Below are 25022 nucleotides of genomic sequence, written 5' to 3'. Positions count from 1 at the left end.
AGCGGATGTGTCGGTGACTTACACTAACCGGCCAAGCCGACCTGCACAGGAGGGTTGGCGATGTTCCCCACGGTCGCACAGACGGTGGTCGCCCGGGTACGGCGCCCCCGCGGGTGCCGGGTGGCGCCGTGGTGCTCCCGGGGCCGCCGTGGACCGGTCGCGCGGCCGTCCGGCTCCCGGCCGCCCGAACGCCGCTTCGGGCGGCGCCGACCTCGACAGCACGCGTATCGTGGCACTGACCACCGCTTCCCGCGCACGCACCCAGTGACGAAGGACACCGACGGCTTGCCAGCACAAGACGCGTTGAAGGTCGCTCGACAAGAGTTCCCTCCCGCCCCGGAGACCGCGGCGGCGGCCCGCGAGTTCGTTCACGACACCCTTCTGTCGTGGGGTGTGTCCGCTCCCCTCGACGACGTGATCCTGCTGGTGAGCGAACTGGTGACCAACGCCGTCATCCACGCGAGGTCGGCCCTGGAGGTGGCCGTGCGCCGGGGCGAGGGGTCCACCGAGGTCATGGTGACCGACTCCGCGCCCGAGCGGGCGGTGCCGCAGGCCGGACCGCTGTCGGTGGAGGCCTCCGCGGCCCGGGAGAACGGGCGCGGCGGCGGCCTGGGCCTGGCCCTGGCGTCGGCGATCGCGTCGAGCTGGGGCGTCAGCTACGGGCGCGAGGACAAGGCCGTGTGGTTCCGGATCGAGGACGCCTCCGGGCAGCGGCCGTCGTTGGAGTCTCCCCCGGCCCGCAGGAACGCCTCGCGGTCCAGGCGCCCCGGCCGCCCCTCTCCGTGGGCGCCGCTGGACGCCGCGCTGAGCGCGCGCCTGCGGCTTCCGCAGCTGCTGGAGCGCACCGTGGAGTACGCCGCCACGGCGCTGGGCGGGGACGCCGCCTACATCACCCTGGCCACCCCCGACGAGACCATGTGGGAGGTGCGCGCCGCGGTCGGCCTGACCTCGGGCGGCGCGCAGTGGCGTTCCCTGCGGGTGCGCACCGAGGAGATCTTCCCCTCGGCGGCGCCGGAGCCGGGCGCGGTGATCAACGACGACCTGATGCTGGCCCGCACGGGCCGGGGCAGGCTCTCCCGCGCGGGGATGCGCTCGCTGGTGACGGCCCCGCTGATCGTGGACGGTCGGGTGACCGGCCTGCTGGGGGTGGCCTCCCGGCGGGCCCGGCACTTCGGCCCCTCGGCGGCCAAGCGGCTCCAGGAGGGCGCGGACCTGATCGCGCTGCCGGTGGAGCGCGCCCGCCTGGCGGAGGTGGAGCTGAGCAGGCGGGCCTCGCTGAGCTTCCTGGCGGAGGCGAGCGACCTGCTGGCGGGCACCCTGGACGAGCGGATGACGGGTGCGCTGGCCGCGCAGCTGATCACCTCCCGGCTGGGGCGCTGGTGCGCGGTCGAGACCGTCAACGAGATGGGCGCCTCCCAGCTGACGCACGTGGTGCACAGCGACGAGAACTACAACGACATCCTGCGGGCGCTGCTGACCGGCCTGCCGCCGCGCGAGCAGCGCCAGCCGCAGCCGCTGTGGTCCCCGGCCGAGCTGGCCAAGGAGGGGCTGGACGAGCAGCTGATCCGCGAGCTGGCGAGCGGCCCGGCGATCAGCATCCCCCTGGTGGCGCACGGGCGCGCGCTGGGGCGGATGACGATCGGCAAGAACGAGACGGACGACTTCACCCGCGAGGAGGTGGACGTCGCCGACGACCTCAGCCGCCGGGTGGCGTCGGCGATGGAGAACGCCCGGCTGCACGAGAAGCAGCTGGCGATGAGCGAGGCTCTGCAGCGCAGCCTCCTTCCCGCCAAGGAGAAGGAGCCGGTGATCCCACGGGTGGACCACGCGGTGTTCTACCGTCCGGCCGACGAGCGCAACGTGGTCGGCGGGGACTTCTACGACGTGTTCGCGGCGAGCGGGCGCTGGTGCTTCGCGATCGGGGACGTGTGCGGCACGGGCCCGGAGGCGGCGGCCGTGACCGGGCTGGCCCGGCACACGCTTCGGGCGCTGGCCAAGGAGGGCTTCACGCCCTCGCACATCATGCAGCGGCTGAACATGGCGATCCTGGACGAGAACACCTCGACCCGGTTCCTGACGATGCTGTACGGGGAGATGACCCCGGCCACCGACGGCGAGGGCGGGATGCGGCTGCGGATGGTCTCCGCCGGGCACCCGCTGCCGATGCGGCTCAACCAGAAGGGCGAGGTGACCTCGTTCGGCACCTCGCAGCCGCTGCTGGGCGCGTTCGAGGACGTGGGGTTCACGACCGAGAACGTGGACATCCGGCCGGGCGAGGTGGTCCTGGCGGTGACCGACGGCGTGACCGAGCGGCGCAACAACAGCGACATGCTCGGCGACGAGGGTCTGGAGCGGATCTTCTCCGGGTGCGCCGGACTGACCGCCCAGGCGGTGATCAGCCGGATCGACCGGGAGCTGGAGGAGTACGCCCCGGGCGGGCGCAGCGACGACACCGCGATGCTGGTGCTGCGCTTCCTCTGACCCGATGGTCCGGGCGGGGCGGCCGCCCGGGGAGGGCACGGTTCAGAGCCAGCCCATGTCCTGGGCGGTGCGGATGGCGGACATGCGGTTGTCGGCGCCGGTCTTGCTGATGGCGTTGGAGAGGTAGTTGCGCACGGTGCCCTGGGTCAGGTGGAGGGCCGCGGCGATGCGGGCGACGGTGGCGCCGTCGGAGGCGGCGCGCAGCACCTCGGTCTCCCGGTCGGTGAGCGGGCTCTCCCCGCCGGTCATGGCCGCGGCGGCCAGGTCGGTGTCGATGTAGCGCCCGCCCCGGTGGACGCGGCGGACGGCCCCGGCGAGCTGCTCGACCGGGGCGTCCTTGGCGAGGAAGCCGCGCGCGCCCGAGGCCAGCGCCCGGCGCAGGTAGCCGGGGCGGCCGAAGCTGGTGAGGATGAGGACACCGCAGTCGGGGGCGCTCTCGCGCAGCCGGGCCGCGACCTCCAGCCCGGTGCCGCCGGGCATCTCGATGTCCAGGACGGCGATGGCGGCGCCGTGCCGCAGGACCGCGTCGACCACCTCGTCCCCGCGGCCGACCTCGGCCACGACCTCCAGGTCCTCCTCCAGGCCGAGGAGGGCGGCGAGGGCCCCCCTGACGAGGTGTTCGTCGTCGGCCAGCACGATCTTGATCAAGGTCGGCTCTTCTCCAGTGTCTCGCTTTGGCGTCGACACGGTATCGTTTCCGGACATTGTGCCGTATAGCGCGCAGACGGCGGTTCGAGCCGGGAGGACGGGCCCAGGCTTCGCACGGGGGGTTCGGCCCCGGAGCCGGACGTCCCGGGGCCGAGGGGACTCGAAACCCTGGTATATCGGGCTCTCACCCTGTTCTAACCCATGCGGCGCATGATGGACCACGTCACTGAGAACATCGCCCCGTCAGCCGGAGGACGCGTTGAACGCCAACGAACCGAGTGCAGGTACCGAGCCCGGTACCGCGGCCGGGAACGGGTATCCCGGACACCGTCCCGCCGAGCCCGCCGACCGTTCGGCGGGCACGCCCAGCACCACCGGGGCGGACTCCTCCGCCGCCGAGGGGGCCGCGGACGGAGGCGGGGCCGCTTACGGCGACCATCCGGGCGGAGCGGCCGAGCCGGAGTCCGCGGGCACCGGCCCCGGCCCCGGCTTCGCGCCCGCGCAGAACCCGCCGCGCTGGGCCACCGGGCCCAACGACCCCGAGCGCGCCTCCTACACCTTCCCGCCGCCCGGGGCCGGTTACGGCGCCCCGGTCAGCGGTCAGCACGAGCAGTTCGCCGCCCACCAGGGCGGCCACGTCCCCCCGGGGCAGGGCGGTCCGCACGGGCCGGGCGCCCCGGGCGGTTCCGGTGGCGCCTACCCGGGCCAGCCGCACTACGGGGGCGGCGGGGCCTTCGGGGCGGGCGGATACGGCGGGCCCGGTGGTCCGGGAGGACCGGGGGACACGGGCGGCCAGCCCCCGTTCGGCGGTCATCCCTACGGAGGCCCGCCCCCCGCACGGGAGCGCGGGCGCGGCTCCGGCAAGGTCGTGACCCTGGCCGCGGTGACCGCCCTGATCACGAGCCTGATCGTGGGCCCGGCGACGGCCCTGGGCACCGCCTACCTGTTCCCCAACGGGCTGAGCGGGCCCATCAGCTCACTCGACGGGCAGACGGGCGGCACTGCCACCCAGGGCGCCGTCGGCGACGTCGCCGAGACGGTCCTGCCCAGCGTGGTGTCCATCGAGACCGGCAGCGGCAGCGGCAGCGGCGTCATCATCTCCTCCGACGGCCAGATCCTGACCAACGCCCACGTGGTGGGCGCGGCCCAGGGCGGCGCCCTGGAGGTGCTGTTCAACGACGGGACCTCCGCGCGCGCCGAGATCCTGGGCTCGGACCCGGTCTCCGACATCGCGGTGATCAAGGCCGAGGGGCGGGGCGACCTCGTCCCGGCCACGCTCGGCGACTCCGACCAGGTCGGCGTCGGCGCGAACGTGGTCGCGATCGGCTCCCCGCTGGGGCTGAGCGGCACGGTGACCACGGGCGTGGTCAGCGCGCTGAACCGGCCCGTGAACACGGGGGCGACCGAGAGCGGCAACGGGCAGACCTCCACGGTGATCAACGCGATCCAGACGGACGCGGCGATCAACCCGGGCAACTCGGGCGGTCCGCTGGTGAACATGAACGGCGAGGTGATCGGGATCAACACCGCGATCGCGAGCATCTCACAGGAGAGCGGTTCGGTGGGCCTGGGCTTCGCCATCCCGATCAACCAGGTGAGCCCGATCGCGGAGCAGCTGATCGAGGACGGCAGCGCGAGCTACCCGGCGATCGAGGCCACCATCACCAACTCGCGGGTGGGGGGCGCGGAGATCGTGGACGTGACCAGGGGCGGTGCGGCGGACGAGGCCGGGATCAGCCCCGGTGACGTGGTGGTGTCCGTGGACGGCGAGCAGGTCTCCACCCCGGACGAGCTGATCGCCCAGATCCGCGTCCGCCAGCCCGGCGAGGAGGTGGCCCTGGGGGTGCTGCCGGGCGGCAGCGGCTCCCCCGAGGAGGTGACGGTGACCCTCGGCGAGCAGAGCGCCACCTCGGCCCAGAACGAGGACGGGGGCGACTGAGCCCGCCTCGTCGGCGGGTCCGGCCGCGACGGCGGCTCCGGGGGCGGTCCCGGGCTTCGGCCCGGGGCCGCCCCCTCGCCGCGCGGGAGCCCGGGGCCGGAGCGGGCCGCGCCCCGGTCCGGGTGAACACCGGCACCCGGGGTGAACGCCGGGTGACACCGCCCGCCTCCCCCCGTCCCCGGTGCTACCTCAGCGGTCGCCCGGCGGTCACCGCAAGGTCGGCGGCGGTCAACGCGGGCAGTCCACACTCGGGCGTACGCGGCGCCCCGACAGCCCAGGAGAACCCGTCCATGTCCACCTCCTTCGCTCCCCCCTCCCCCGCACTGGCTCCCCCTCCCGAGCCGGTCCCCGGTGCCCGGCCCCGCACACGGGTGCTGATCGGCACCGACACCTACCCGCCCGACGTGAACGGAGCCGCCTACTTCACCGCGCGCCTGGCCCGCGGGCTGGCCGAGCGCGGCGCGCGCGTGCACGTGGTGTGCCCCTCCCCCACGGGCGGGCCGTACACGGCGGAGCGGGACGGCGTGGTCGAGCACCGGCTCCGCTCGGTGTCCTCGCTGGTCCACGACAGCGTGCGGCTCGCGCTCCCGCTGGGCGTGCGCGGCCACCTGGACCGGCTCCTGGAGCGCCTGCGACCGGACGCCGTGCACATCCAGAACCACTTCCTGGTCGGGCGCATGCTGGCCTCGGCCGCACGCGCCCGCGGCGTCCCGGTGATCGCCACCAACCACTTCATGCCGGAGAACCTGTTCGACTACGTGCACGTGCCCGGGCCGCTGCGCCCACACGCGGCCCGGCTGGCCTGGTGGGACCTGGGCGCGGTGCTGTCCCGGACCGAGCACGTGACCACGCCGACCCCGGCCGCGGCACGCCTGCTGCGCGAGCAGGGCTTCGCCCGCCCGGTCGAACCGGTCTCGTGCGGGATCGACCTGGCCCGGTTCAGTCCGCTGGAGGCGGCGGCGGGCCGGGCGCGGCTGCGTGCCCGGCTGGGCGTTCCGGACCGGCCGACGGTGCTGTTCGTGGGCCGGTTGGACGAGGAGAAGCGCGTGGACGAGATCGTGCGCGCGCTGGCCCGGACGGACGGGGCGCAGCTGGTGCTGGTGGGGCGGGGCTCGCACCGCGCGCGCCTGGAGGAGCTGGCCCGGGCCGAGGGCGTGGCCGACCGAGTGGTGTTCCTGGGCTTCGTCGCCCACGCCGACCTGCCGGACGTGTACCGGTGCGCGGACGTGTGGGCCATCGCCGGTACCGCCGAGCTCCAGAGCATCGCGACCCTGGAGGCGATGGCGAGCGGCCTGCCGGTGGTGGCGGCGAACGCGATGGCGCTGCCGCACCTGGTGGAGGAGGGGCGCAACGGGTACCTGTACACGCCCGGGCGCCCGGAGGAGCTGGCCGCGCGCCTGGACTCGGTGCTCGCCGACGAGGACCTGCGGCTGCGGATGGGCGTGTACAGCCGGGGTATGGCCTCCCGGCACCGGTTGCAGGACTCCCTGGAGCGGTTCGAGCGGATCTACCGGGAGGTGTCCGGCGTGCGCGCGGGCGCCGTCCCGTCCGGGCCGTTCGGGGCGGCCGGGGGCCTGATGGGCGCCTCCGCCCGGGTGTGAGGCCCCCTTCCCGGATGCGGCGACCGCCCCGGCGGGGACCGTTCCCGGAGCGGGCGCCCGGCCGGCCCCGGGGGTTCAACCCGTTCCGGGGACCCCGCCTCCGGACTCGTCGTCCGCGGTCCCGGACTCCCCGGCCGGCGGGGTGAACACGGGCAGGCGGAACCCGATGGCGGCGCCGCCGCCCTCCCGGTTTCGGGCGAAGACGTCGCCGCCGTGGGCGTGCGCGATGTCCCTGACCATGGACAACCCGAGGCCGGAGCCGGGCAGTCCGCGGGCGGAGGCGGACCGGTAGAAGCGCTCGAAGACGTGGTCGAGCTCGGCCGGGTCGATCCCGGGCCCCCGGTCCAGGACCTCCACGGTCCCCCGGCGCACCCGGATCTCGATCGGCGCGGTGCCCTCGGGGTCGAACTTGGCCGAGTTCTCAACGGGGTTGGCGATCGCGCGTTCCAGGGAGCCGGGGCGGCCCCAGACCACGCTGTCGTCGGCGTCCACGACGATGTCGCGGCCGGTGCGGCGGCGGGTGCGCCGGGCCACCCTCTCGGCGACCTCGGCGAGGGAGACGGCGCCGCTCGGCTCGTCCTCGTGGTCTCCGGTGGCCAGGCCGACCAGTTCGTTGACGAGTGCGGTGAGCTCGCGGGTCTCCCCGCGCAGGTCCTCGATGAGGCTCTCGCGGGCCCGCGGGCTGAGCCGGTCCGCCTGGCCGAGCACCTGGACGTTGGTGTACAGGCTCGTCAGCGGCGTGCGCAGCTCGTGCGCGGCGTCCTGGACGAGGCGGCGCTGTTCGTCCTGGGAGCGGGCCAGGCGGGCGAGCATGGCGTTGAAGGCGCTGCTCAGGCGGCCCACCTCGTCGTTTCCGGGGTCCTCCTCCCGGTCCCCGCCGCCGCGTCCGGCGTCGACCGGGTCGAGTCGGCCGGTGGAGCTGACGTACTCCGCGGCGTCGGTGAGGCGCACCAGGCGGCCGGTGGTCCGGTGGCCCAGCAGCCAGCCCGCGGCGGCCGCGCACAGGGCGATGAACAGGCCCGCCCACAGGATCTGGGTGGCGAGCCGGTCGAGCATCAGCTCGGTGGGGGACAGCCCCTGGATGAGCTGGAGGGCTCCTCCGCCGCCGCCGACGGAGACCGTGGCCACCCGGTACCCCTGGCCCTCGATGGTCTGCTCGCGTGTGTCGACGACCCCGGGCTCCGCCTTCGCCGCGATCTCCAGGTCGGTGTCCGAGGGGCCGAAGAAGACGACCTCGGAGGGGTCGGTCACGGTGACCGTCCTGCTGCCGTCGGGGCCGAGGAACTGCAGCTGGAGGTTGGGGCCGGACAGGAACGGGCCCTGTCTGTGGAAGGCGGTGCCGTCCCGCTCGTGGAGGCTGACGAGTTCGTCGGACAGCTCGCGGACGGTCTTGTCGAACTCGCTCTCGGCGTCGGCCCGGATGAGCGCGGCGGCGGTGCTGTAGGCCAGAGTGCCGACCAGGGCGATGACCAGGGCGGCGACCAGGGCGAAGATCACCGCGAAGCGGGTGCCCAGCCGCCAGCCGCCCGGGCGCAGCAGCACGCCCGGCCGCCAGTCGCTCGGGGGCGGCACGCGCCGCCACCAGGGGGCGGTGGGGTGCGCGTGGACGGTGGCGCGGTCGCCGCCGGTGGCGGGGTGGTGGTCGGGGCGCACGGGCTCAGTCCTGGGGCCGCAGGGTGTAGCCGACTCCGCGCACGGTCTGGATGAGCGGCGCTCCGCCGCCCCGCTCCAGCTTGCGGCGCAGGTAGCTGATGTAGACGGCGAGGTTCTTGGACTCGGGGCCGAAGTCGTAGCCCCAGATGCGGTCGTAGATGGTGGAGTGGTCCAGGACGATCCCGGCGTTGCGGACCAGGAGTTCGAGGAGGTCGAACTCCGTCTTGGACAGCTCGACCTCGTGTTCGCCGCGCCAGACCCGGCGGGCGCGCGGGTCCAGCCGCAGTTCGCCGACCCGCAGCGGACCCTCCTCCGCGGCCTCGCCGTCGGCGGGCGCGGCGCGGCGCAGCAGGGCGCGCAGCCGGGCCAGGAGCTCCTCCAGCTCGAAGGGCTTGGCGAGGTAGTCGTCGGCTCCGGCGTCGAGCCCCGCCACCCGGTCCGGGGTCTCCACGCGCGCGGTGAGCATGAGGATGGGCGTGCGGTCCTTCTCGGCCCGCAGGACCCGGGCCACGCCGAGCCCGTCCACACCCGGCATCATCACGTCGAGGATGAGCAGGTCGACGGGCTGGGCGTGCACGGCGGCCAGGGCCTGGACCCCGTCCGGTACCGTCCGCACCTCGTAGCCCTCCAGCTGGAGTGCGCGTTCCAGTGAGTCCCTGATCGCTCGGTCGTCGTCGGCGACCAGAACCGTGGCGGTGGCTTCCATGGCGCTTATGGTGGCGCATCAGGGTGAGAGCGCGGTAAGAGACGGGTGGGGCGCGTGTCAGATCCGGGCCGGTCAGCGGCGGGTCAGGCCCCGGAGTCGAGGAAGCGGGTCCTGCGGAGTCCGGCGGCGCGGCCCTTGCCCGCGACCACGAGCGCCATCTTGCGGGAGGCCTCGTCGAGCATCTCGTCGCCGAGCATGACGGCGCCCCGGCGGTCGACGGTGGTGGCGCGCTCGTAGGCGTCCAGGATGAGCTCGGCGTGGTCGTAGTCCTCCTGGGTGGGCGCGTAGACCTCGTTGGCCGCCTCCACCTGGAGCGGGTGCAGGACCCACTTGCCGTCGAAGCCGAGGGCGGCAGTGCGGGCGGCGGAGCGGCGGAAGGCGTCCACGTCTCGGATCTGCAGGTGGGGGCCGTCGATGGCCTGGAGGCCGTTGGCGCGCGCGGCGGTGAGGATGCGCATGAGCACGTAGTGGTAGGCGTCTCCGGTGTCGTAGCCGGGCGGCTGCTCCCCGACGACCAGGCTTTTCATGTTGAGGGAGGCCATGAAGTCGGCGGGGCCGTAGACCAGGGACTCCAGGCGGGGCGAGGCGCCGGCGATCGCGTCGACGGCGACCAGGCCGCGGGCGTCCTCGATCTGGGCCTCGATGCCGATCCGGCCGACCTCCAGCCCGACGGCGCGCTCGATCTGGGTCAGCAGGGTGTCCAGCCACTGGACGTCGCGGGCGCCGGTGACCTTGGGCAGCACCAGCGCGTCGAGTTCGGCTCCGGCCCCCTCGACCACCGTGATGACGTCGCGGTAGGCCCACGCGGTGGTGACGTCGTTCACCCGCACGCTGCGGACCCTGCCGCCCCAGCCGCCGTCGTTGAGGGCGCGCACCACGGTGTCGCGGGCGGCCTCCTTCTCCAGGGGCGCGACCGCGTCCTCCAGGTCGAGGAAGAAGGCGTCCACGTCCAGCCCCCGTGCCTTGTCGACGAACCGGGGGTTGGACCCCGGGACCGCGAGTACCGACCGACGCGACCTGAGTTCGCCCGTCACCGCTGTCTCCTCCTCCGTTCGGCCACCTGGGCGGTGCGGGGACGGCCGGGATCACCCGGCTCCGCTCCCGCGCCGCGCGGCCCATCATCGCACCCGGCGGTGCGTAGAGTGAGGTCCGACCCCAAAAGGGACGAAGGACCACGGAGGGAACCAGCATGCCCGCGACGTCGTCGTACCCGACCAGCGCCCACTGGGGCAGCTACGAGGTGCTCGTCGAAGACGGCCGCGTGGTCGGGACCCGCCCGGACGCCGACGACCCGGCGCCCTCCCCGGTGATCGCCAACACCCCGGCCGCCCAGCACCACGCCTCGCGCGTGGCGCGCCCGGCGGTGCGGCGCCGGTGGCTGGACCGCGGCCCGGGCCCTGACCCGCTCCGGGGCCATCCGGACGACGAGTACGTCGAGGTCGAGTGGTCCACCGCGCTGGACCTGCTCGCCGGGGAGCTGGACCGGGTGCGCCGAACGCACGGGAACGCGGCGATCTACGGCGGCTCCTACGGGTGGGGCAGCGCGGGCCGGATCCACCACGCGCAGAGCCAGCTGCACCGGTTCCTCAACACGATCGGCGGGTACACGAGCTCGCGCACCACCTACAGCCACGGCGCGGTGGAGGTGCTGTTCCCCCGGATCCTGGGCACCCCGGCGGCGAACCGCCTGCTGCACCGGGCCCCGGCGTGGACCCGGATCCGCGAGCACACCGAGCTCCTGGTCTCCTTCGGCGGGCTGCGCGTGTCCAACACGTGGACCTCCTCGGGCGGCCGGGCCGCGCAGACCGCGGGCCCGGCGATGCGCGGGGCCGCCGACGCCGGGGTGGAGTTCGTGTCGGTGTCGCCGCTGGCGGACGACGCCTCCGAGGACGTGAAGGCCGAGTGGGTCTCCCTCGCCCCGGGGACCGACACCGCCGTGCTGCTGGCGCTGATGCACGTGCTGTTCACCGAGGGCCTGGCCGACACCGACTTCCTGGACCGGTACACGGTGGGCGCGGACGCGCTGCGCGCGTACGTGCTGGGCGAGCGCGACGAGCGGGGCCGCCCGGGCGGTACGGAGCGCTCCCCGGAGTGGGCCGAGCGGATCAGCGGGGTGGCCGCCGACCGGCTGCGGTCGCTGGCCCGGCGGATGGCCGGACGGCGCACCCTGGTCAACGTGGGGTGGTCGGTGCAGCGGGCGCGCTACGGCGAGCAGCCGCTGTGGGCGGGCCTGGCCCTGGCGTGCTGTCTGGGACAGGTGGGGCTGCCGGGCGGGGGCTTCGCCTCCGGCTACGGGTCGATGGGCAACTACGGCGGCGGTGCGACCCCGCTGGGCCTGCCGAGGATGCCGCAGGGCGGCAACCCGGTGGACTCGTTCATCCCGGTGGCGCGGGTGGCCGACATGCTGCTGGACCCGGGCGGGCGCTACGACTACGACGGCGAGGAGCGCCGCTACCCGGACGTGCGGCTGGTCTACTGGGCGGGCGGCAACCCCTTCCACCACCACCAGGACCTGGCCCGGCTGACCCGGGCCTTCGGGCGCCCGGAGACGGTGGTGGTGCACGAGACGCACTGGACCGCGACCGCGCGCCACGCCGACATCGTCATCCCGGCCACGACGGTGCTGGAGCGCGAGGACGTCGCCGCGAGCCAGGGCGACCTGAGCGTGCGGGCGATGCGGCGCGCGGTGCCCCCGCACGGGCAGGCCCGCGACGAGTACGACACCTACGCCGACCTGGCCGAACGCCTGGGAGTGCGCGAGGAGTTCACCGAGGGCCGGACCAGCCGGGACTGGATGCGGGTGTCCTACGAGCGGTGGCGGTCGCTGGTGGCGCGGCGGGGCCTGGAGGTGCCCGGGTTCGAGGAGTTCTGGGAGCGGGGCCGGGCGGAGATGCCCGGCCGGGTGGAGGACGCGGCGCTGCTGTCCGAGTTCCGCGCCGACCCGGCGGCCAACGCGCTGCGCACCCCCAGCGGGCGGATCGAGCTGTTCTCGGAGACGATCGCCTCCTTCGGATACGAGGACTGCCCCGGGCACCCGGTGTGGCTGCCCGGTCCGGCGGTGGCCGGCGCCGGGTCGGAGGACTTCCCCCTGGTGCTGCTCGCCAACCAGCCGAGCGGGCGGCTGCACAGCCAGCAGGACATGGGCGCGCACAGCATGGCGCAGAAGGTCGCCGGGCGCGCGCCGGTGCGGATGCACCCGGACGACGCGCGGGCGTGCGGCGCGGCCGACGGGGACGTGGTCCGGGTGGTGAGCGCCCGGGGCTCGTGCCTGGCCGGTGTGGTGGTGAGCGAGGCGCTCCGGCCGGGCGTGGTGCAGCTGTCGACGGGGGCCTGGTACGACCCCTCCGCCGACGGGGTGGGATGCGCTCACGGCAACCCGAACGCGCTCACGGAGGACGTGGGCACGTCCGCGTTGAGCCAGGGTTGCACCGGCCAGCTGACGCGGGTGCGGGTGGAGCGGTTCACCGGCGAGGTGCCGCCGGTGCGCGCCTTCGAGCCGCCCAGGGGCGTCACCCCTGTACAGGACACCGACGGAAGCCGGGCTGGTCTCCACCGTGGTCAGGCCGGATCGTCCGCAAGGTCCGTCCGGACGAGGAGGTGATCGGGATCCACTCGATTCGTCACCGCAGGGACGCCTACGGGTTCTGAGCGGATCAGCGGACCAGGAGCCGGTCCACGCGCCGGGGCAGGGCCAGCCCCGCCAGGCCCAGGACGGCGTACCCCACCTGGCCGGGGGCGAGCATGCCCAGGATCGCGCCGGTGTTGGCGGTGGGCTCGCGCAGGAACTCGCGCATCCGCGGGTGGGCGTGCGGCACGCCGTTGCCCGCCGTCAGCAGTGTGAGCACCGCGGTCGTGACCACGGCGGCCCAGACCGTGTCCCCCGGGGAGAGCCCGGCCAGCCAGCCCTGGATCCGGTCCAGCGCCAGGTAGGCGTAGGCGGGGGTCCCGTCCGCGGCCGGTGCGCCGAGGACGGCGTACGCGGTGGCGCAGGCCAGCAGGCCCACCGCCGCGGTGACCCCGCCGGTGGCCGCCAGTCCCAGGCGCCGGGCCAGTTCGCGCGCCTGCCCGGACAGTTCCACCTGCGAGGGGTGGTGGCGCCAGGGCCGTCCGGCGGAGCGGGCCTCGCCCATCGCGTTGGCGCGGCGCCAGCGCAGGAACCGCCAGGTGTCGCAGAGCACCCCTGGGCCGCGCCGCGCGGCGATGGTGGCGGCGGCCAGTTCGTGCGCGACCGTGGACAGGGCGGTGGCCAGGATGACCGGCAGTTCCGCCCAGGACAGCGCCGTGCGGCGGAACATCGGCGCGATGTCGGCGGGCACGCGGACGCGCGTGGCCACGGAACGGCCCCGGGCCCGGCGGCGCAGGCCCGCCAGCGGCGGCTGACCGGGCAGCGGGGGCGTGGACTCGGCGGCGGTCGCGATCAGCCGGTAGTCCAGGGCGACCGCGCACACCAGGAGCAGCACCAGCAGCCAGGGGGTGAGCGCCCCGCCGCCGAGGAGGCCGTGCACGAACTCCGACGCGGGGTGGAGCGCGGCGTTGGCCAGCCGCGCGTTGAGGTTGAGGTGGTCCAGCACCGCCAGGGTCAGCGCGACGGGGGGCAGCAGCCACAGCCAGGCCCCGTGGCGGCGGCCCACGACGGCCAGTCCGAGGGCGGCGCCGACCAGGCCGGTGGTGACGGCGTGCCCGGAGAAGACCGCCAGCACCTCGCCCGCCGGGTCGGTCACGGTGCTGCCGCCGGGCAGGAACAGCCCCCCGTCGGCGGAGAGGTCGGGGGCGCCCAGGGCCACCTGGGTGAACAGGCGCTCCGCCAGTTGGAACCCGGCTCCGGAGGCGGCGGCCAGCAGCAGGAAGTCGACCGCGGCCAGGCGGCGCAGCCGCCTGCGCGCCGCCAGGGGCAGGAGCAGCAGCGGGAGCAGCTTGCCCAGCTCCTCCAGGGGCACGGCGACGTAGGTGTAGGCGAGCACGCCGTAGGGGTCGGCGCCGAGCAGCCGGGCCACGGCGGCCTCGGCCAGGGCCAGGGGCCACAGCAGCAGCGCCCCGAACGCGGCCACCCGGAGCAGGGCGGCGAAGGAGACGGTGCGCGAGCGCGCCAGCAGACCGAGCTGCAGCAGCAGCGCGAACGCGGCGGCCAGCGCGGGGAGGGCGGCGCCCAGTTCGGGTGCGGCCAGGGGCGCGAGGAGCAGGGCCACCACCATGAGCCACCCCCAGGCGCCGCGCAGGGCGCGCAGGGAGCGGACGGCGCGCGGCGAGTTCCGCCGGGCGCGGTCGACGCTCCGGACCAGGCGTTCGGCCAGGTCGGGGCCGGGGCCGCGGGAGCCCCGGGCGTGGCGGGCGCCGGTCTCGGCGCAGTGGTAGAGCTGGGCGGCGCGGGTGAGGACGGGGCCGCCCTCGGCGCGGGCGCGCGCGCCGAAGTGCGCCCGGGCCTGGGGGATGTCGGCTCCGACGAGTTCGCGGACGAAGTCGGCGGGTCCGGCGGCGACGGTGAGTTCGTCCGCGGTGACCAGTACCGCGGCGGAGAAGTCCTCGACACAGACGAGGAAGTCGGTGGGCGTGGGTCCCCAGCCGCGGATGAGGTCGATGAGGGTGTCGGTGTCGAGGGGGACCTCGGTGACGGGGTCGTAGGAGAACTCGGGCCGGGTCCGGCACACCAGGAGCCGGTCCACGCCCATGGCGCGGCCCGCGGCGACGATCGCGCGGATGAGGTTGCGGTCGCGCGGCACGAGGAAGGGGGTGGTGACCTTGCCGCCGCTCCGGATCCAGTGGGGGTCGAGCTCGGTCGCTCCGGCACAGACGCGCAGCACGAGGTCCCGCGCGAGCATGGCCTGTTCTTCCATCGGTTTCCTCGTGCCTGACGGGGGGCGAACACGTGGGGCCCCGCGCCGCCTCCGGCGCGGCCGGGCCCCGACCGAGCATAACGGTGGGCGGTCCGCGCCGAGGAGGGCGCGGTCCCGCGGCGGTCCGACCGCCGGGCAGGGCCGACCCGCGGGAACACGCGGTCCCGTCTCCGCCCCGACTGCCTGCCGGTCCACGGGGAACGCCGCCCCGGCGCGGGCGGACCGTGGGGTTCGGTCACCGTCCCACCTGCTCGGCACGGGGGCGGGCCGGCGTCGCGTCCTCCTGCCCCGTCCGGGAGGGGCGGGGACCGGCGCCGAAGGCGTCGGCGCACAGCTGGGCGAAGTGCCGTACCCCCGGCAGGTCGAGCGCCCAGCCGGTGAGCGCCCAGCCGAGGTGGAGGTGTTCGAGCGCGCGGGCCAAGGCGGACACCCCGCTCCAGCGCGGCCCGTCCGCCATCTGGTAGGTCAGGCGGTACAGCACCTCCGAGTGCTCGGCGGCGGGGCGCAGCTCCAGCGCCACCGGGGAGCGGGCGGCGAGCCACCCGCCCAGCCCCCGGCACATGGCGCAGTCGGCGGCCACGTACAGCCGGGCGCGCGGGCGGTCCGGCCAGGGCCGCCAGCGCGGCAGCCACGCGCGCACGCCCGAGCGGTAGTCCTCCCAGGCGGGGCCGAAGGCCCGGCGCAGCTGTCCGCCCTCGTGCCAGGCGGCGAACCCGGCGCCGTAGCCGAACGCGACCCCGGTTCCGGCGAGGAACCACGGGTTCCCCGTCGCCGGGGCCAGCACCAGGTAGAGCGCGACGATGGTGGTCTGCATCGGATTGCGCACATAGGCGTAGGGGCCGCTGGTCACCAGCGCGGAGGGCGGGTCGAAGGGCAGCGGGGTGCCGCCGCCCACCCGGGCGAACTCGCGGGCCGCCGCCAGGCCCGGCAGGCACACCAGGGCCAGGGCCTGGGCCGCGCCGAAGGCCGCCGCGTCGGAGAGGGGTCGGGCGCCGAGGACGACCACCGGCAGCACCGCCATGAGCACGAAGGCGAGCCCCGCCTGCGCCCACATCCGGGCGTGGACGAGCTGGCCGGTGCGCGTCCAGTAGGCCAGCATCAGCGCGGGGATCAGGCACAGCACCGAACCCGCGAACTCCCCCAGCAGCCACAGGGGTCCCAGCACCACGACGGGTTCGGCGAGCGGCATGGCGATGACGTCGATCCACACGAGCAGCCCGGTGAGCAGCGGGACGGGGAGCAGCCGCAGCAGCAGGGCGGGCAGGGAGCCCCACAGCAGCGCCCAGGCGAGCAGCAGGTCGACGGGGATGCCGAGCCACACGGCCCCCCGCGCGTGGAAGGACCACCAGCCCGCGTGCAGGGCGTACAGGTTGAGCGGGACGAGGGTGAGCAGGGCCCAGACCCCGGCCACGACCATCGCCGCGACCTCGCGCTGTCGGGGGGCGCGCCACAGGCACAGCACGGCCGTGAGCAGCAGGGGGAGGAACAGTCCGACGCCGCGGACCAGCGCGGCGGAGGGTTCCGGGTCCATCAGCTCCCCTCCCCCGACGCGGCGGCGGCGAAGGCCGCGCCGAGGTACCCGGCGGCCAGGTCCGTCGCGTAGGACTGGACCGGCCCGAAGTACCAGGACGGCTCGTAGGTGCGCTCGTAGTCGATGGTCCAGGTCAGCCGGGTGCCGCCGCCCTCTGCCCGCCACACCGCCTCGGCGCGGCGCATGTCCATCCAGTTGGCGAAGGCGGTGTCCTCGACCACGTCGAACACCACCCGGCCGCCGTCCGCGCCGACCCGGCTCTCCGCGACCCTCAGTTCCATGTGGCGCGGAGTGGGCTCGGCCCCGGGCCGCAGGACCCGGCGCGGGGTGAAGCGGACCGACCGGGTGTCGCCCGCCTCCAGGCCCTCCCCGGAGGCCTCGACCGGGCGTGGGAAGGGGACGGCGCGCAGGAAGAGCGCCTCGGGCTCGCCGTAGGCGGGCGGCGCGGCCAGGGCCGCGGCGACGCTCGCGGGGTCGGCGGCCACCAGGACCGATCCCTCCCCCCGGTCGGCCCGGGGCAGCAGCGAGACCCCGGCGACGCCCTCCAGGGCGAGCGCGAAGAGCAGCGGCACCGCGAACAGGGCGTGCTGGGAGCGTCCACCGCGCAGGATCAGCCCGGCGACCCAGCCGACCAGGGCGACGACCCCGTAGATGAGCGGCGCGGCGATGAGCAGGCAGACGAGTCCCTCGCCCAGCAGCGGTCCGGCCAGGGTGAGGCAGACGGTGGTGGCGGCCAGGGCGACGCCGACGACGGTCCGGGCCCGCACGGTGAGCACCACGAACAGCGCGATCGTCGCGGGGAGCCCGACGTAGAACAGGGCGGTCTGGTCCAACCGGCCCCAGTGCTGGACGCGCAGGGCCAGGAGGGCGACGAAGGCGGCCAGGACCACGCCGGCGAGCAGCCAGCGCTCCCGGGAGGGCCGCGGCGGCCCGTCCGGCTCGGAGGGCGGGGGTGGGGTCACGGGGGAGCTCCTTCGCCAGATGATTAAAGCAATCGGTTTAATCAAGTGATTAAACCGTATGCTGAACACCGTCCCGAGAGCAAGGAGGGCCGCGTGGCGAGGAACAGCGGAGGACGGCGCACGGGCGAGGAGACGAAGGAGCGGCTGCTGGCCGCCGCCAGCGAGGTCCTGCGCGAGGAGGGGTACGCCGGCGCCTCGGCACGGGCCATCGCCACGCGCGCGGAGGCCAACTCGGCGCTGGTCTTCTACCACTTCGGGGGTGTGGACCCACTGCTGCTCGCGGCGCTGGACCGCTCCAGCGCGGAGCGCATGGCCATGTACCAGGAGGTCGCCGCGCGGGCGGACACCCTGGAGGAGCTGGTGGAGGCGGCCGTGCGGATCTACCGCACCGACCTGGAGCGGGGCTACATCACCGAGTTCTCCGAGCTCGTGGCCGCGGCCGTCACCAAACCGGAGCTGCGCCGGGAGATCCGGGACCGCTCCGAGCCGTGGATCGCCTTCATCGAGCGGGAGTGGAACCGGGTGCTGGGCGGATCCGCCCTGGCCAGGCTGCTGCCCGCCCGCGAGGTGGCCTACGGGGCGATCACGTTCTACCTGGGCGTGAACCTGTTCTCGGTGCTGGACGAGGACCACTCGCGCACCGAGGCGGTCTTCGACCTGGCCGCCCGGCTGGCGCCCCGCGCCAGGCTGCTCACCCTGCGCCTCCCCCGCCGGGGCCGGGACGTAGGCTGGCCCCCGGACGAGGAGGAGGGCGCATGAGCGGCGGTATCACGGTGGCTCCGGGGATCGAGTTCCCGGACACCTCCGACGGGCGGACCCACGTGGCGGGCGCGGTCATCGCCGACGGCCGGGGCAGGGTCTTCGCGCAGCGCCGGTCGCCCACGCGCAGGGTCTTCCCGCACTGCTGGGACATCGTGGGCGGGCACGTCGAGCCGGGCGAGAGCATGCTCCAGGGCCTGGCGCGCGAGATCGAGGAGGAGACCGGCTGGCGGCTGACCGCCGTGCTGGCCGAGCTGTTCCGCCTGGACTGGGACCCCGGCGACGGCGTCACCCGGCACGAGGTGGACTACCTGGTCCGGGTCGAGGGCGACCTGGAGGCACCCCGCCTGGAACCGGACAAGCACACCGAGTTCCTGTGGGTGGACGACTCCCTGGTGCACCGGCTGCGCGACGAGCGCGACCCGGGGGACTACTTCATCACCGACATCGTGCAGCGCGGCATCGACGCGGCCCGCGCGGGCTGAGCCCCGTTCGGGCGATCGTCTGGAAGGCGGGGGCGAGCCACGGGGCGCCCCGGCGGCGCCTCAGCGGGCCCGGGAGACCTCCGCGACCGCACGCGGCAGCGCGTCCAACAGGTCGGACGCGCTGATCGGGGCGCCGTCACGGGCCAGTGAGGCGGCCCGCCCGTGGACGTAGGCGCCGCACATCGCGGCCTCCCCGGCGGGCAGTCCGGCCGCCAGGAGGGCGCCGATCGCACCGGAGAGCACGTCACCGGAACCGGCCGTGGCGAGCAGCGGCGTACCCGTCGGGTTGACGACCAGGGGCGCCCCGGGGTGCGCGATCAGCGTGGTCGACCCCTTGAGCAGGACCGTGCAGCCGAAGCGGTCGCGGGCGCGCAGGGCGTGCTCCCGGCGGCGCGCCTCGACCTCGCCCCGGTCGACCCCCAGCAGCCGGGCCATTTCGCCCGCGTGCGGGGTCAGCACCGTGTGCGCGGACCGGGTCCGCAGCAGCTCGACCAGCGGCCGGCCCCCCTCACCGGTGAGCAGGGTGAGCCCGTCGGCGTCGACGAGCACGGGAAGCTCGCTGTCCAGGACCGCGCGCAGCTCCTCCGTGTTGGCCGGGTGCGTACCGCGTCCCGAGCCGACGACCACGGCGGAGGCCCGGCCCGGTGCCAGGTCGGTGCTGTGCTGCGGTTCGAGGTGGCTGGCGACCACCTCCGGCCAGCGGGAGAGCACCTGGTCGACGACGGCCGGTCCGCCCCCGTAGCGGACCATCCCGACCCCGGTGCGCAGTGCTCCGCCCACGCACAGGACGGCGGCGCCGCGGTAGCGGTCCGAGCCCGCCCGGACCTCCAGCACGCCCCGCCGGTACTTGTCGGTCTCGGCTCCGGGGACCGGCAGGAGGGAGGCGATGTCCCCGGCTTCGGGGCGGACCAGGTCGGGCCCGGGCAGTTCCGGTCCCAGCCCGATGTCCACGACGCGGACCCGGCCCGCGCGTTCGGCGCCCGGGTCCACGAACAACCCCGGCTTGGGGGTGCCGAAGGTGACGGTGGCGTCGGCGCGGACCGCGTGCCCGCGGACCTCCCCGGTGTCGGCGTCCACGCCGCTGGGCAGGTCGACGGCGACCACGGGCGCCGGTGCGTTCACGGCGAGCAGCGCCAGTGCGGCGTGCGGTTCGCGCAGCCCTCCCCGGCCGCCGATGCCGAGGAGCCCGTCGACGATGAGGTCGGCCCCGAAGACGTCGGTCTCGTCCGCCCCGGTACCGCCGAACGGGCGGATCCGGCCGCCCGCGGCACGCAGGGCCTCGGCCCCGCCCTCGTGGGCGCCGCGTCCGGCGAGCAGCGCGAGCACGGCCGCACCCCGGGCCGCCAGGCCGGCGCCCGCGTACAGGGCGTCGCCGCCGTTGTCGCCGCCGCCGACCAGGAGGACGATCCGCGCGCCGTACACGCGCGGCAGCATCCGGGCGCACTCGGCGCCGAGCCCGGCGGCGGCCCGGCGCATGAGGGTTCCGTCGGGGAGCCGCGCCATGAGCGCGTGCTCGGCCTCGCGGACGACGCTGACGGTGTGTGCGGAGAGCACTGGACTACCTCCCGGGGGTGGGTCGGCCACCATGGTGCCCCAGTCCGGGCCGGACGGGGGGCCTGCGCCACACGGGGGCCCGGGACCAGAGAAATATCACCGGGAGCCATAACTCCACTACTCTTCGGAGTGTCCGCTTGACACAATGGTGATATGCCACGACCGAGCAAGTACGTGTCGCGGTCCGGGCTCGGGTGGGGGCCTCGCCCGCGGCCAGGGCCGCCCCCCGCTCGGGACTGGTCGTCCACTACGGCGGTTCCGACCAGGGCCTGGCGGCCAGGGACCACGCGGCCTGCCTCGCCTACTGGCGGCGCACCCGCGCGTTCCACACCGGCCCGGCCCGGGGCTGGGCCGACATCGGGTATTCCTTTATGGCCTGTCCGCATGGATACGTCATAGAAGGTCGGGGCTTGTACCGAGTACAGGCCGCGCAGCCCGGAGGCAACTCCTCCCACTACTCGGTCACTCTGGCCACCGGTCCCACCGACCCGGTCACCCCCGAGCAGGTCAACGCCGTCCGCGAACTCCGCCGCTGGCTGATGGAGCCGGGCACCTCGGTCGCCGGACGGGTGCTCGGGCACCGCGACTTCGTCTCCACCTCGTGCCCCGGCGACCGGGCCTACGCCCTCGTCAGATCCGGCGCGTTCGAACAGCCACCCGGCCCCGGCCAGAACACGGAGGTACCCGGCATGCTCGGGCTGCGCATCGGCAGCAGGGGGGCGGCGGTCAAGCTGCTCCAGCTCAGGATCACCGGGCGGGCTTCGGCGACGCCCTGGGCAGGGGCGGGATCGACTCCAGGTACGGACCGGCCACGGCCGAGGCCGTGCGGCTGTGCCGGGCCTACGTCGGCAGCCGGGCCCTGCCCGGGTACGGCGACGAGATGACCGCGCACGCGGTCGACCAGGTGGAGGCCGCCGTCACCAAGCGCATGCTGGAGTCGGCCCTGGCCTCGGGGGACGCGGAGGTCCTCACCGCCGTTGAGGACGTGGAGGAGGCGGATCCGGCGGCCACCTGAGGTACCGGCCCGGCGGGGCGTTGTCGGCTGCTCGCGTCCGACGCCGTCGCGGTCCGGGTGGGGCCCGTAGCCGGGTTCTCCCCGGCGCACGGGGGCGGCGGAGCGGGAGCCGCGAAGGACACCGCGTACTGAGCCGGGGGTACGCGCGCGAAGACCCTATCCAAGCGGACCGGAAAGATCTCCGTTCTGCCGTAGAAGGCGGAGCGTGCGCCGGGGGAAGTCCCGTGCGGACGGGAAACCCCGCCCGCGGACCGGCCGCGGGCGGGGTCGCGCGTGCGCGGACTACTGCACGGTCGTGGTGATCGGCTCCTCCATGCCGAAGGTCGGGTCGTACCGCACCTCGACGATGGTGACCTCCCCCTCGACGGCGATCTGTCCGGAGACGCTGGAGCCGGGCGGGAGGGTGCCGACCTCGAACGGCTCGATGTCGGCGAAGAGCGCCTCGGCCCAGTCGCTGCGCTCGGTGCCGTCGTCGAGCACCGTCGAGAAGTAGAGCGGGTTGATGTCGAGGTCCTGGTCGCCGTTGTTGACGATCTCCACGTCCAGGACCGTGTAGACGGTGTCGTCGATGACGTCACCCGCGGTCCCGGCGGGGGTCGCGGTGATGCTGACGCCCCGCCCGTCGGCGGCGGGCTCCTCCTCGGCGGGGGCGGTGTCCTCGGCGGGCTCCTCCTCCTGCGTGACGGAGGGGTTCGGGGCGGAGGACGGGGTGTCTTCGCCTCCGGAGGCGAAGATCGCGAACACGATGACGATGACCAGGATCACGATGATGCCGAGGCATCCGGCGCCGACCCCGATGCCGACCTTGGCCCCGGTGGACATGCCCTGCTTCGGCGGCTGGCCGCCGGGGGGCGGGCCGTAGGGGAACTCGCCTCCGGGCGGGCCGGGGGGCATGCCGTAGGGCGGCTGACCGCCGGGCGGGTTCCCGTAGGGGGGCTGACCGCCCGTCGGGTCGCCGTAGGGGGGCTGGCCGCCGGGGGGCGCGCCGTACGGGGACTGGCCTCCGGTCGGGTCGCCGTAGGAGGGCTGGCCGCCGGTGGGGTCGCCGTAGGGGGGCTGGCCGCCGTAGGGCGGTTGCTGGGGGCCGGAGGGGTACTGGGGGTTGGACACGCGTGTGCTCCGGTTCTCGTACACGATGGTTGTGGGACGCGCCGCGGGCCTTGGGGTGTGCACCGGCTGGAACACGCGCGGCTGCGAGGACCATATCCGACGTGGGCGGGTTCGCGTCGGGTGAGCCTCCGCTAAGGGGCGCCCGGAACCCTCTCCTCCCTGGTGGGCGCGGTCCCGGAACGGGGCCGGTGCCGTCCGGTGGCCCTAACGTACTACGCTGTGTCGTACACACCGCTGACATGGGCGGAGGGACGGTGCGCGGGGAGGCGGCGTGGTCGACTGGCTGACCATGACGATTCAGATGGTGTCGCTGGCGATGGCCGGGTGGTTCCTCGTCTCGACCCTGCGCGACCAGCCGATGGTGGTCCCCCACCTGGTCGGCATGGGCTTGCTGTGGCTCCTCGTCCTGGGGCAGGTGGGGGTCTCCGTCGCCGCCATGGTCGGCGGCGAGCGCCCCGCGGAGACGGCCATGTTCGTCTCCTACCTGGCCACCGTGGCCCTGCTGCCGCCCGCGTGCGCCGTGTGGGGCTTCATGGAGCGCAGCAGGTGGGGGCCGGCCGTGATCGCCTTCGCGTGCCTGATCCTGCCCGTCCTGCTCGTCCGGCTCGAACAGCTCTGGAACCCCGTTGTCTGAGACCTCCCCGCCCACCGCCAGGACCCTGCGGACCGGCCCCGGCCGGCTCCTGGTGGCCGTCTACGGGGTGTTCGCGCTCGCCGCCACCGCCCGGGGCGGCTACCAGCTGGCCACGAGGTTCGACGAGGCCCCGCTGGCGTACGCCCTGTCCCTGCTCGCCGGGGTGATCTACCTGGTGGCGGCGTTCGGCCTGGCGCGGGCCGGGCGCACCTCCCGCACGGTGGCCTTCGTGGCGTGCGGCATCGAGATGGCCGGGGTGCTGGCGGTCGGCACGACCAGCGTGTTCCTGCCGGAGGTCTTCCCCGACGACACGGTGTGGTCGAACTTCGGCAGCGGGTACCTCTTCATCCCGCTGGTGCTCCCGGCCCTGGGGCTGTGGTGGATCCGGCGCGTGCACCGCCTGGACCAGGCGGGAGAGGGCTGAGGCGTCACGGCGCGGACGGCGGCGCGGCGCTAGGCTGGCGCCCATGTCCGAACCCCTGACGCTTCCGGTGGCCGTCTCGGCCGACTGGCTCCGCGCGCACCGTGACCAGGTCGTCCTCGTCGACTCCCGGTGGTACCTCGACGGCCGCTCCGGCCGCGACGCCCACCGCTCCGGCCACCTTCCGGGCGCGGTCTTCACCGACCTGGACGCCGACCTCGCCGCGCCGGCCAGCCCCGAGGGCGGCCGCCACCCGCTCCCCGGCCCCGACGCGTTCGCCCGCACCCTGGGCCGTCTCGGCATCGGCGACGACTCCCGCGTAGTCGTCTACGACGACGCGGGCGGTTCTGTCGCCGCCCGCCTCGTGTGGATGCTGCGCGTCCTGGGCACCCCCGCGGCCTTCCTGGACGGCGGCCTCCGGGCGTGGGACGGACCGCTGGAGGAGGGCGAGGTCACCCCCGAGCCCGTCCACCGCACCCCGGTGCCCTGGCCCGGGGACCGGGTCGCGGACACCGAGCAGGTGCGGGCCCGCACGGGCGACCCGGCGCACCTGCTGCTGGACGCACGCGTCCACGGCCGCTACACCGGCGAGCAGCCCGCCCCCGCGGACGCCCGGCCCGGGCACATCCCCGGCGCGCGCGGCGCCGAGTGGGTTCGGAACCTGGACGGTGACGGTTTCCTGGCCAGTCCGGAAAACCTGCGGGAACGCTTCGCGGCACTGGGCGCCGACTCCGCCGCCACCGTCACCGCCTACTGCGGGTCCGGGGTCACCGCCTGCCACGACCTGCTCGCCCTGGAGCACGCGGGGTACCGCGGCGCCCGCCTGTACCCGGGCTCGTGGAGCCGGTGGGGCGGCGACGACACACTTCCCGTGGAGACCGGCGACCCCTGGGCCTGACCCGGGCCCGCCCGCCCCGGGCCGTCCGCGAAAGCTCCGGACCTCTCGGGTTTTTGCCCCTTATGTCCGGAACCTCGCATCTGTCGGCGGCGTCAAAGCCCCAGTAGGATGGCCCGGCCCGGGGAGGGGTCCCGAACAGGGGCCGCGCCGTCCGCCCCCACCCCCGTCGCGAAGCGAGGAACCCTGGCCATGGAAATCCTGCTGCTGCTCATCGTCGTCGCCGTCGCGGCCGTGATCGCCGCCGTGGTCTACGCGCGGCGCTCGCGCGGGCGGGACTCCGCTCCCCCGGCCCCGCTGCCCCCGCGGGACCCCTTCGCCGACAAGGACGACGGCACCGCGGGCGACCCCCTCGCGCTCAAGGCGGGCGACATGATCGACTGGGGCGTCGAGCGCACCTGGATCCGCGGCACCCTGCGCCTGTCCGAGGGCGGGTACACCTGGTCGGAGCACTTCCTGGAGGTCGAGGGAGGCAAGCGCTGGCTCTCGGTGGAGGCGGACCCCGACGTGGAGATCGCCCTGTGGACCGGCCGCCCCGACGTCGACATCATCCCCCAGGGCAGGTCCGTCGAACTGGAGGGCGTGGTCTACGAACTCCAGGAGAAGGGCAGCGGCTCCTACCGCTCCGAGGGCACCACCGGCCTCAGGGCCGAGGGCGGCATGGACTACGCCGACTACGAGTCCAGCGACGGCAGGCTGCTGTCCTTCGAGCGCTTCGACCACGGCCGCTGGGAGGCCAGCACCGGCACCAAGGTCGCGCCCGGCACCTTCACCATCTACCCGGGGAGCTGAGCGGA

Annotated in this window: 21 protein-coding genes; 12 read left to right on the top strand and 9 right to left on the bottom strand. The window is 74.9% G+C overall.

Annotated elements, in window-relative coordinates; translation table 11 throughout:
- The first annotated feature begins 303 nt into the window (after positions 1-303).
- The gene (locus FYW95_RS03435; protein ID WP_159941562.1) at positions 304-2481 is read left to right on the top strand and encodes a SpoIIE family protein phosphatase; all 2178 of its coding nucleotides are present in this window, start codon (positions 304-306) and stop codon (positions 2479-2481) included.
- Positions 2482-2523: 42 nt separating this feature from the next.
- Here the strand turns inward: FYW95_RS03435 and FYW95_RS03430 are convergent, their stop codons facing one another.
- Positions 2524-3129, bottom strand: coding sequence for a response regulator transcription factor (locus FYW95_RS03430; RefSeq protein WP_159941518.1), 606 nt, complete (start codon positions 3127-3129; stop codon positions 2524-2526).
- A 259-nt stretch (positions 3130-3388) separates the two neighbouring features.
- Here FYW95_RS03430 and FYW95_RS03425 point away from each other — a divergent pair, with 259 nt between their 5' ends.
- Both FYW95_RS03425 and FYW95_RS03420 read left to right on the top strand, forming a co-directional pair.
- Positions 3389-5068 carry a S1C family serine protease gene (locus tag FYW95_RS03425; RefSeq protein WP_159941517.1) on the top strand — a complete coding sequence of 560 codons (1680 nt, stop codon included), beginning with the start codon at positions 3389-3391 and terminating at the stop codon, positions 5066-5068.
- Between the two features lie 290 nt (positions 5069-5358).
- Positions 5359-6669, top strand: a complete 1311-nt coding sequence (locus tag FYW95_RS03420; protein WP_159941516.1) for a glycosyltransferase — start codon at positions 5359-5361, stop codon at positions 6667-6669.
- Between the two features lie 75 nt (positions 6670-6744).
- Here the strand turns inward: FYW95_RS03420 and FYW95_RS03415 are convergent, their stop codons facing one another.
- The 3 genes from FYW95_RS03415 to FYW95_RS03405 form a co-directional block, all read right to left on the bottom strand.
- Complete coding sequence (locus tag FYW95_RS03415; protein ID WP_159941561.1) at positions 6745-8241, bottom strand: sensor histidine kinase; 1497 nt, start codon at positions 8239-8241, stop codon at positions 6745-6747.
- Positions 8242-8326: 85 nt separating this feature from the next.
- Positions 8327-9028 (bottom strand): response regulator transcription factor, encoded by a 702-nt coding sequence (locus tag FYW95_RS03410; protein ID WP_159941515.1) that lies wholly within the window; start codon positions 9026-9028, stop codon positions 8327-8329.
- A gap of 83 nt (positions 9029-9111) precedes the next feature.
- Positions 9112-10062, bottom strand: a complete 951-nt coding sequence (locus FYW95_RS03405; RefSeq protein WP_159941514.1) for an HpcH/HpaI aldolase/citrate lyase family protein — start codon at positions 10060-10062, stop codon at positions 9112-9114.
- Positions 10063-10217: 155 nt separating this feature from the next.
- Between FYW95_RS03405 and FYW95_RS03400 the strand changes: the two genes are divergently transcribed.
- Positions 10218-12629, top strand: coding sequence for a molybdopterin-dependent oxidoreductase (locus tag FYW95_RS03400; protein ID WP_159941513.1), 2412 nt, complete (start codon positions 10218-10220; stop codon positions 12627-12629).
- Positions 12630-12681: 52 nt separating this feature from the next.
- Here the strand turns inward: FYW95_RS03400 and FYW95_RS03395 are convergent, their stop codons facing one another.
- From FYW95_RS03395 to FYW95_RS03385, 3 genes are all read right to left on the bottom strand, one after another.
- Positions 12682-14859 carry a PrsW family glutamic-type intramembrane protease gene (locus FYW95_RS03395; protein WP_159941512.1) on the bottom strand — a complete coding sequence of 726 codons (2178 nt, stop codon included), beginning with the start codon at positions 14857-14859 and terminating at the stop codon, positions 12682-12684.
- Between the two features lie 235 nt (positions 14860-15094).
- The gene (locus FYW95_RS03390) at positions 15095-16390 is read right to left on the bottom strand and encodes a methyltransferase family protein (RefSeq protein ID WP_159941511.1); all 1296 of its coding nucleotides are present in this window, start codon (positions 16388-16390) and stop codon (positions 15095-15097) included.
- The gene (locus tag FYW95_RS03385; RefSeq protein WP_159941510.1) at positions 16390-17352 is read right to left on the bottom strand and encodes a hypothetical protein; all 963 of its coding nucleotides are present in this window, start codon (positions 17350-17352) and stop codon (positions 16390-16392) included. The genes FYW95_RS03390 and FYW95_RS03385 overlap by 1 nt, the downstream gene beginning before the upstream one ends.
- Positions 17353-17445: 93 nt before the next feature.
- On the opposite strand from FYW95_RS03385, the gene FYW95_RS03380 reads away from it, so the two are divergent.
- Positions 17446-18111, top strand: coding sequence for a TetR/AcrR family transcriptional regulator (locus FYW95_RS03380; protein WP_159941509.1), 666 nt, complete (start codon positions 17446-17448; stop codon positions 18109-18111).
- A complete protein-coding gene (locus FYW95_RS03375; RefSeq protein ID WP_159941508.1) occupies positions 18108-18596 on the top strand; it encodes an NUDIX hydrolase in 489 nt (162 codons plus the stop codon). The genes FYW95_RS03380 and FYW95_RS03375 overlap by 4 nt, the downstream gene beginning before the upstream one ends.
- A 60-nt stretch (positions 18597-18656) precedes the next feature.
- Here the strand turns inward: FYW95_RS03375 and FYW95_RS03370 are convergent, their stop codons facing one another.
- Positions 18657-20150 carry an NAD(P)H-hydrate dehydratase gene (locus tag FYW95_RS03370; protein WP_159941507.1) on the bottom strand — a complete coding sequence of 498 codons (1494 nt, stop codon included), beginning with the start codon at positions 20148-20150 and terminating at the stop codon, positions 18657-18659.
- Between the two features lie 194 nt (positions 20151-20344).
- Here FYW95_RS03370 and FYW95_RS03365 point away from each other — a divergent pair, with 194 nt between their 5' ends.
- Together FYW95_RS03365 and FYW95_RS28585 are read left to right on the top strand one after the other, a co-directional pair.
- Positions 20345-21034: a peptidoglycan recognition protein family protein gene (locus FYW95_RS03365; RefSeq protein WP_236567658.1), complete on the top strand. Its 690-nt coding sequence runs from the start codon at positions 20345-20347 to the stop codon at positions 21032-21034.
- Positions 21031-21165, top strand: coding sequence for a hypothetical protein (locus FYW95_RS28585; protein WP_255459337.1), 135 nt, complete (start codon positions 21031-21033; stop codon positions 21163-21165). The genes FYW95_RS03365 and FYW95_RS28585 overlap by 4 nt, the downstream gene beginning before the upstream one ends.
- A 282-nt stretch (positions 21166-21447) precedes the next feature.
- Here the strand turns inward: FYW95_RS28585 and FYW95_RS03360 are convergent, their stop codons facing one another.
- Positions 21448-22275, bottom strand: a complete 828-nt coding sequence (locus tag FYW95_RS03360; protein WP_159941506.1) for a DUF4352 domain-containing protein — start codon at positions 22273-22275, stop codon at positions 21448-21450.
- Positions 22276-22546: 271 nt separating this feature from the next.
- On the opposite strand from FYW95_RS03360, the gene FYW95_RS03355 reads away from it, so the two are divergent.
- The 4 genes from FYW95_RS03355 (at position 22547) to FYW95_RS03340 (ending at position 25017) form a co-directional block, all read left to right on the top strand.
- A complete protein-coding gene (locus tag FYW95_RS03355) occupies positions 22547-22909 on the top strand; it encodes a cyclin family protein (protein WP_159941505.1) in 363 nt (120 codons plus the stop codon).
- Entirely contained in the window at positions 22902-23333 is a 432-nt protein-coding gene (locus tag FYW95_RS03350; protein ID WP_159941504.1) for a hypothetical protein, read from the top strand. The genes FYW95_RS03355 and FYW95_RS03350 overlap by 8 nt, the downstream gene beginning before the upstream one ends.
- 43 nt (positions 23334-23376) lie before the next feature.
- The gene (locus tag FYW95_RS03345) at positions 23377-24228 is read left to right on the top strand and encodes a sulfurtransferase (RefSeq protein ID WP_159941503.1); all 852 of its coding nucleotides are present in this window, start codon (positions 23377-23379) and stop codon (positions 24226-24228) included.
- A 189-nt stretch (positions 24229-24417) separates the two neighbouring features.
- Entirely contained in the window at positions 24418-25017 is a 600-nt protein-coding gene (locus FYW95_RS03340; protein WP_159941502.1) for a DUF4178 domain-containing protein, read from the top strand.
- The last annotated feature ends 5 nt before the right edge of the window (positions 25018-25022 follow it).

Source organism: Nocardiopsis sp. FR4 (assembly GCF_009830945.1).
Classification (GTDB): domain Bacteria; phylum Actinomycetota; class Actinomycetes; order Streptosporangiales; family Streptosporangiaceae; genus Nocardiopsis.
This window is presented reverse-complemented; position numbering and strand designations above follow the sequence as displayed.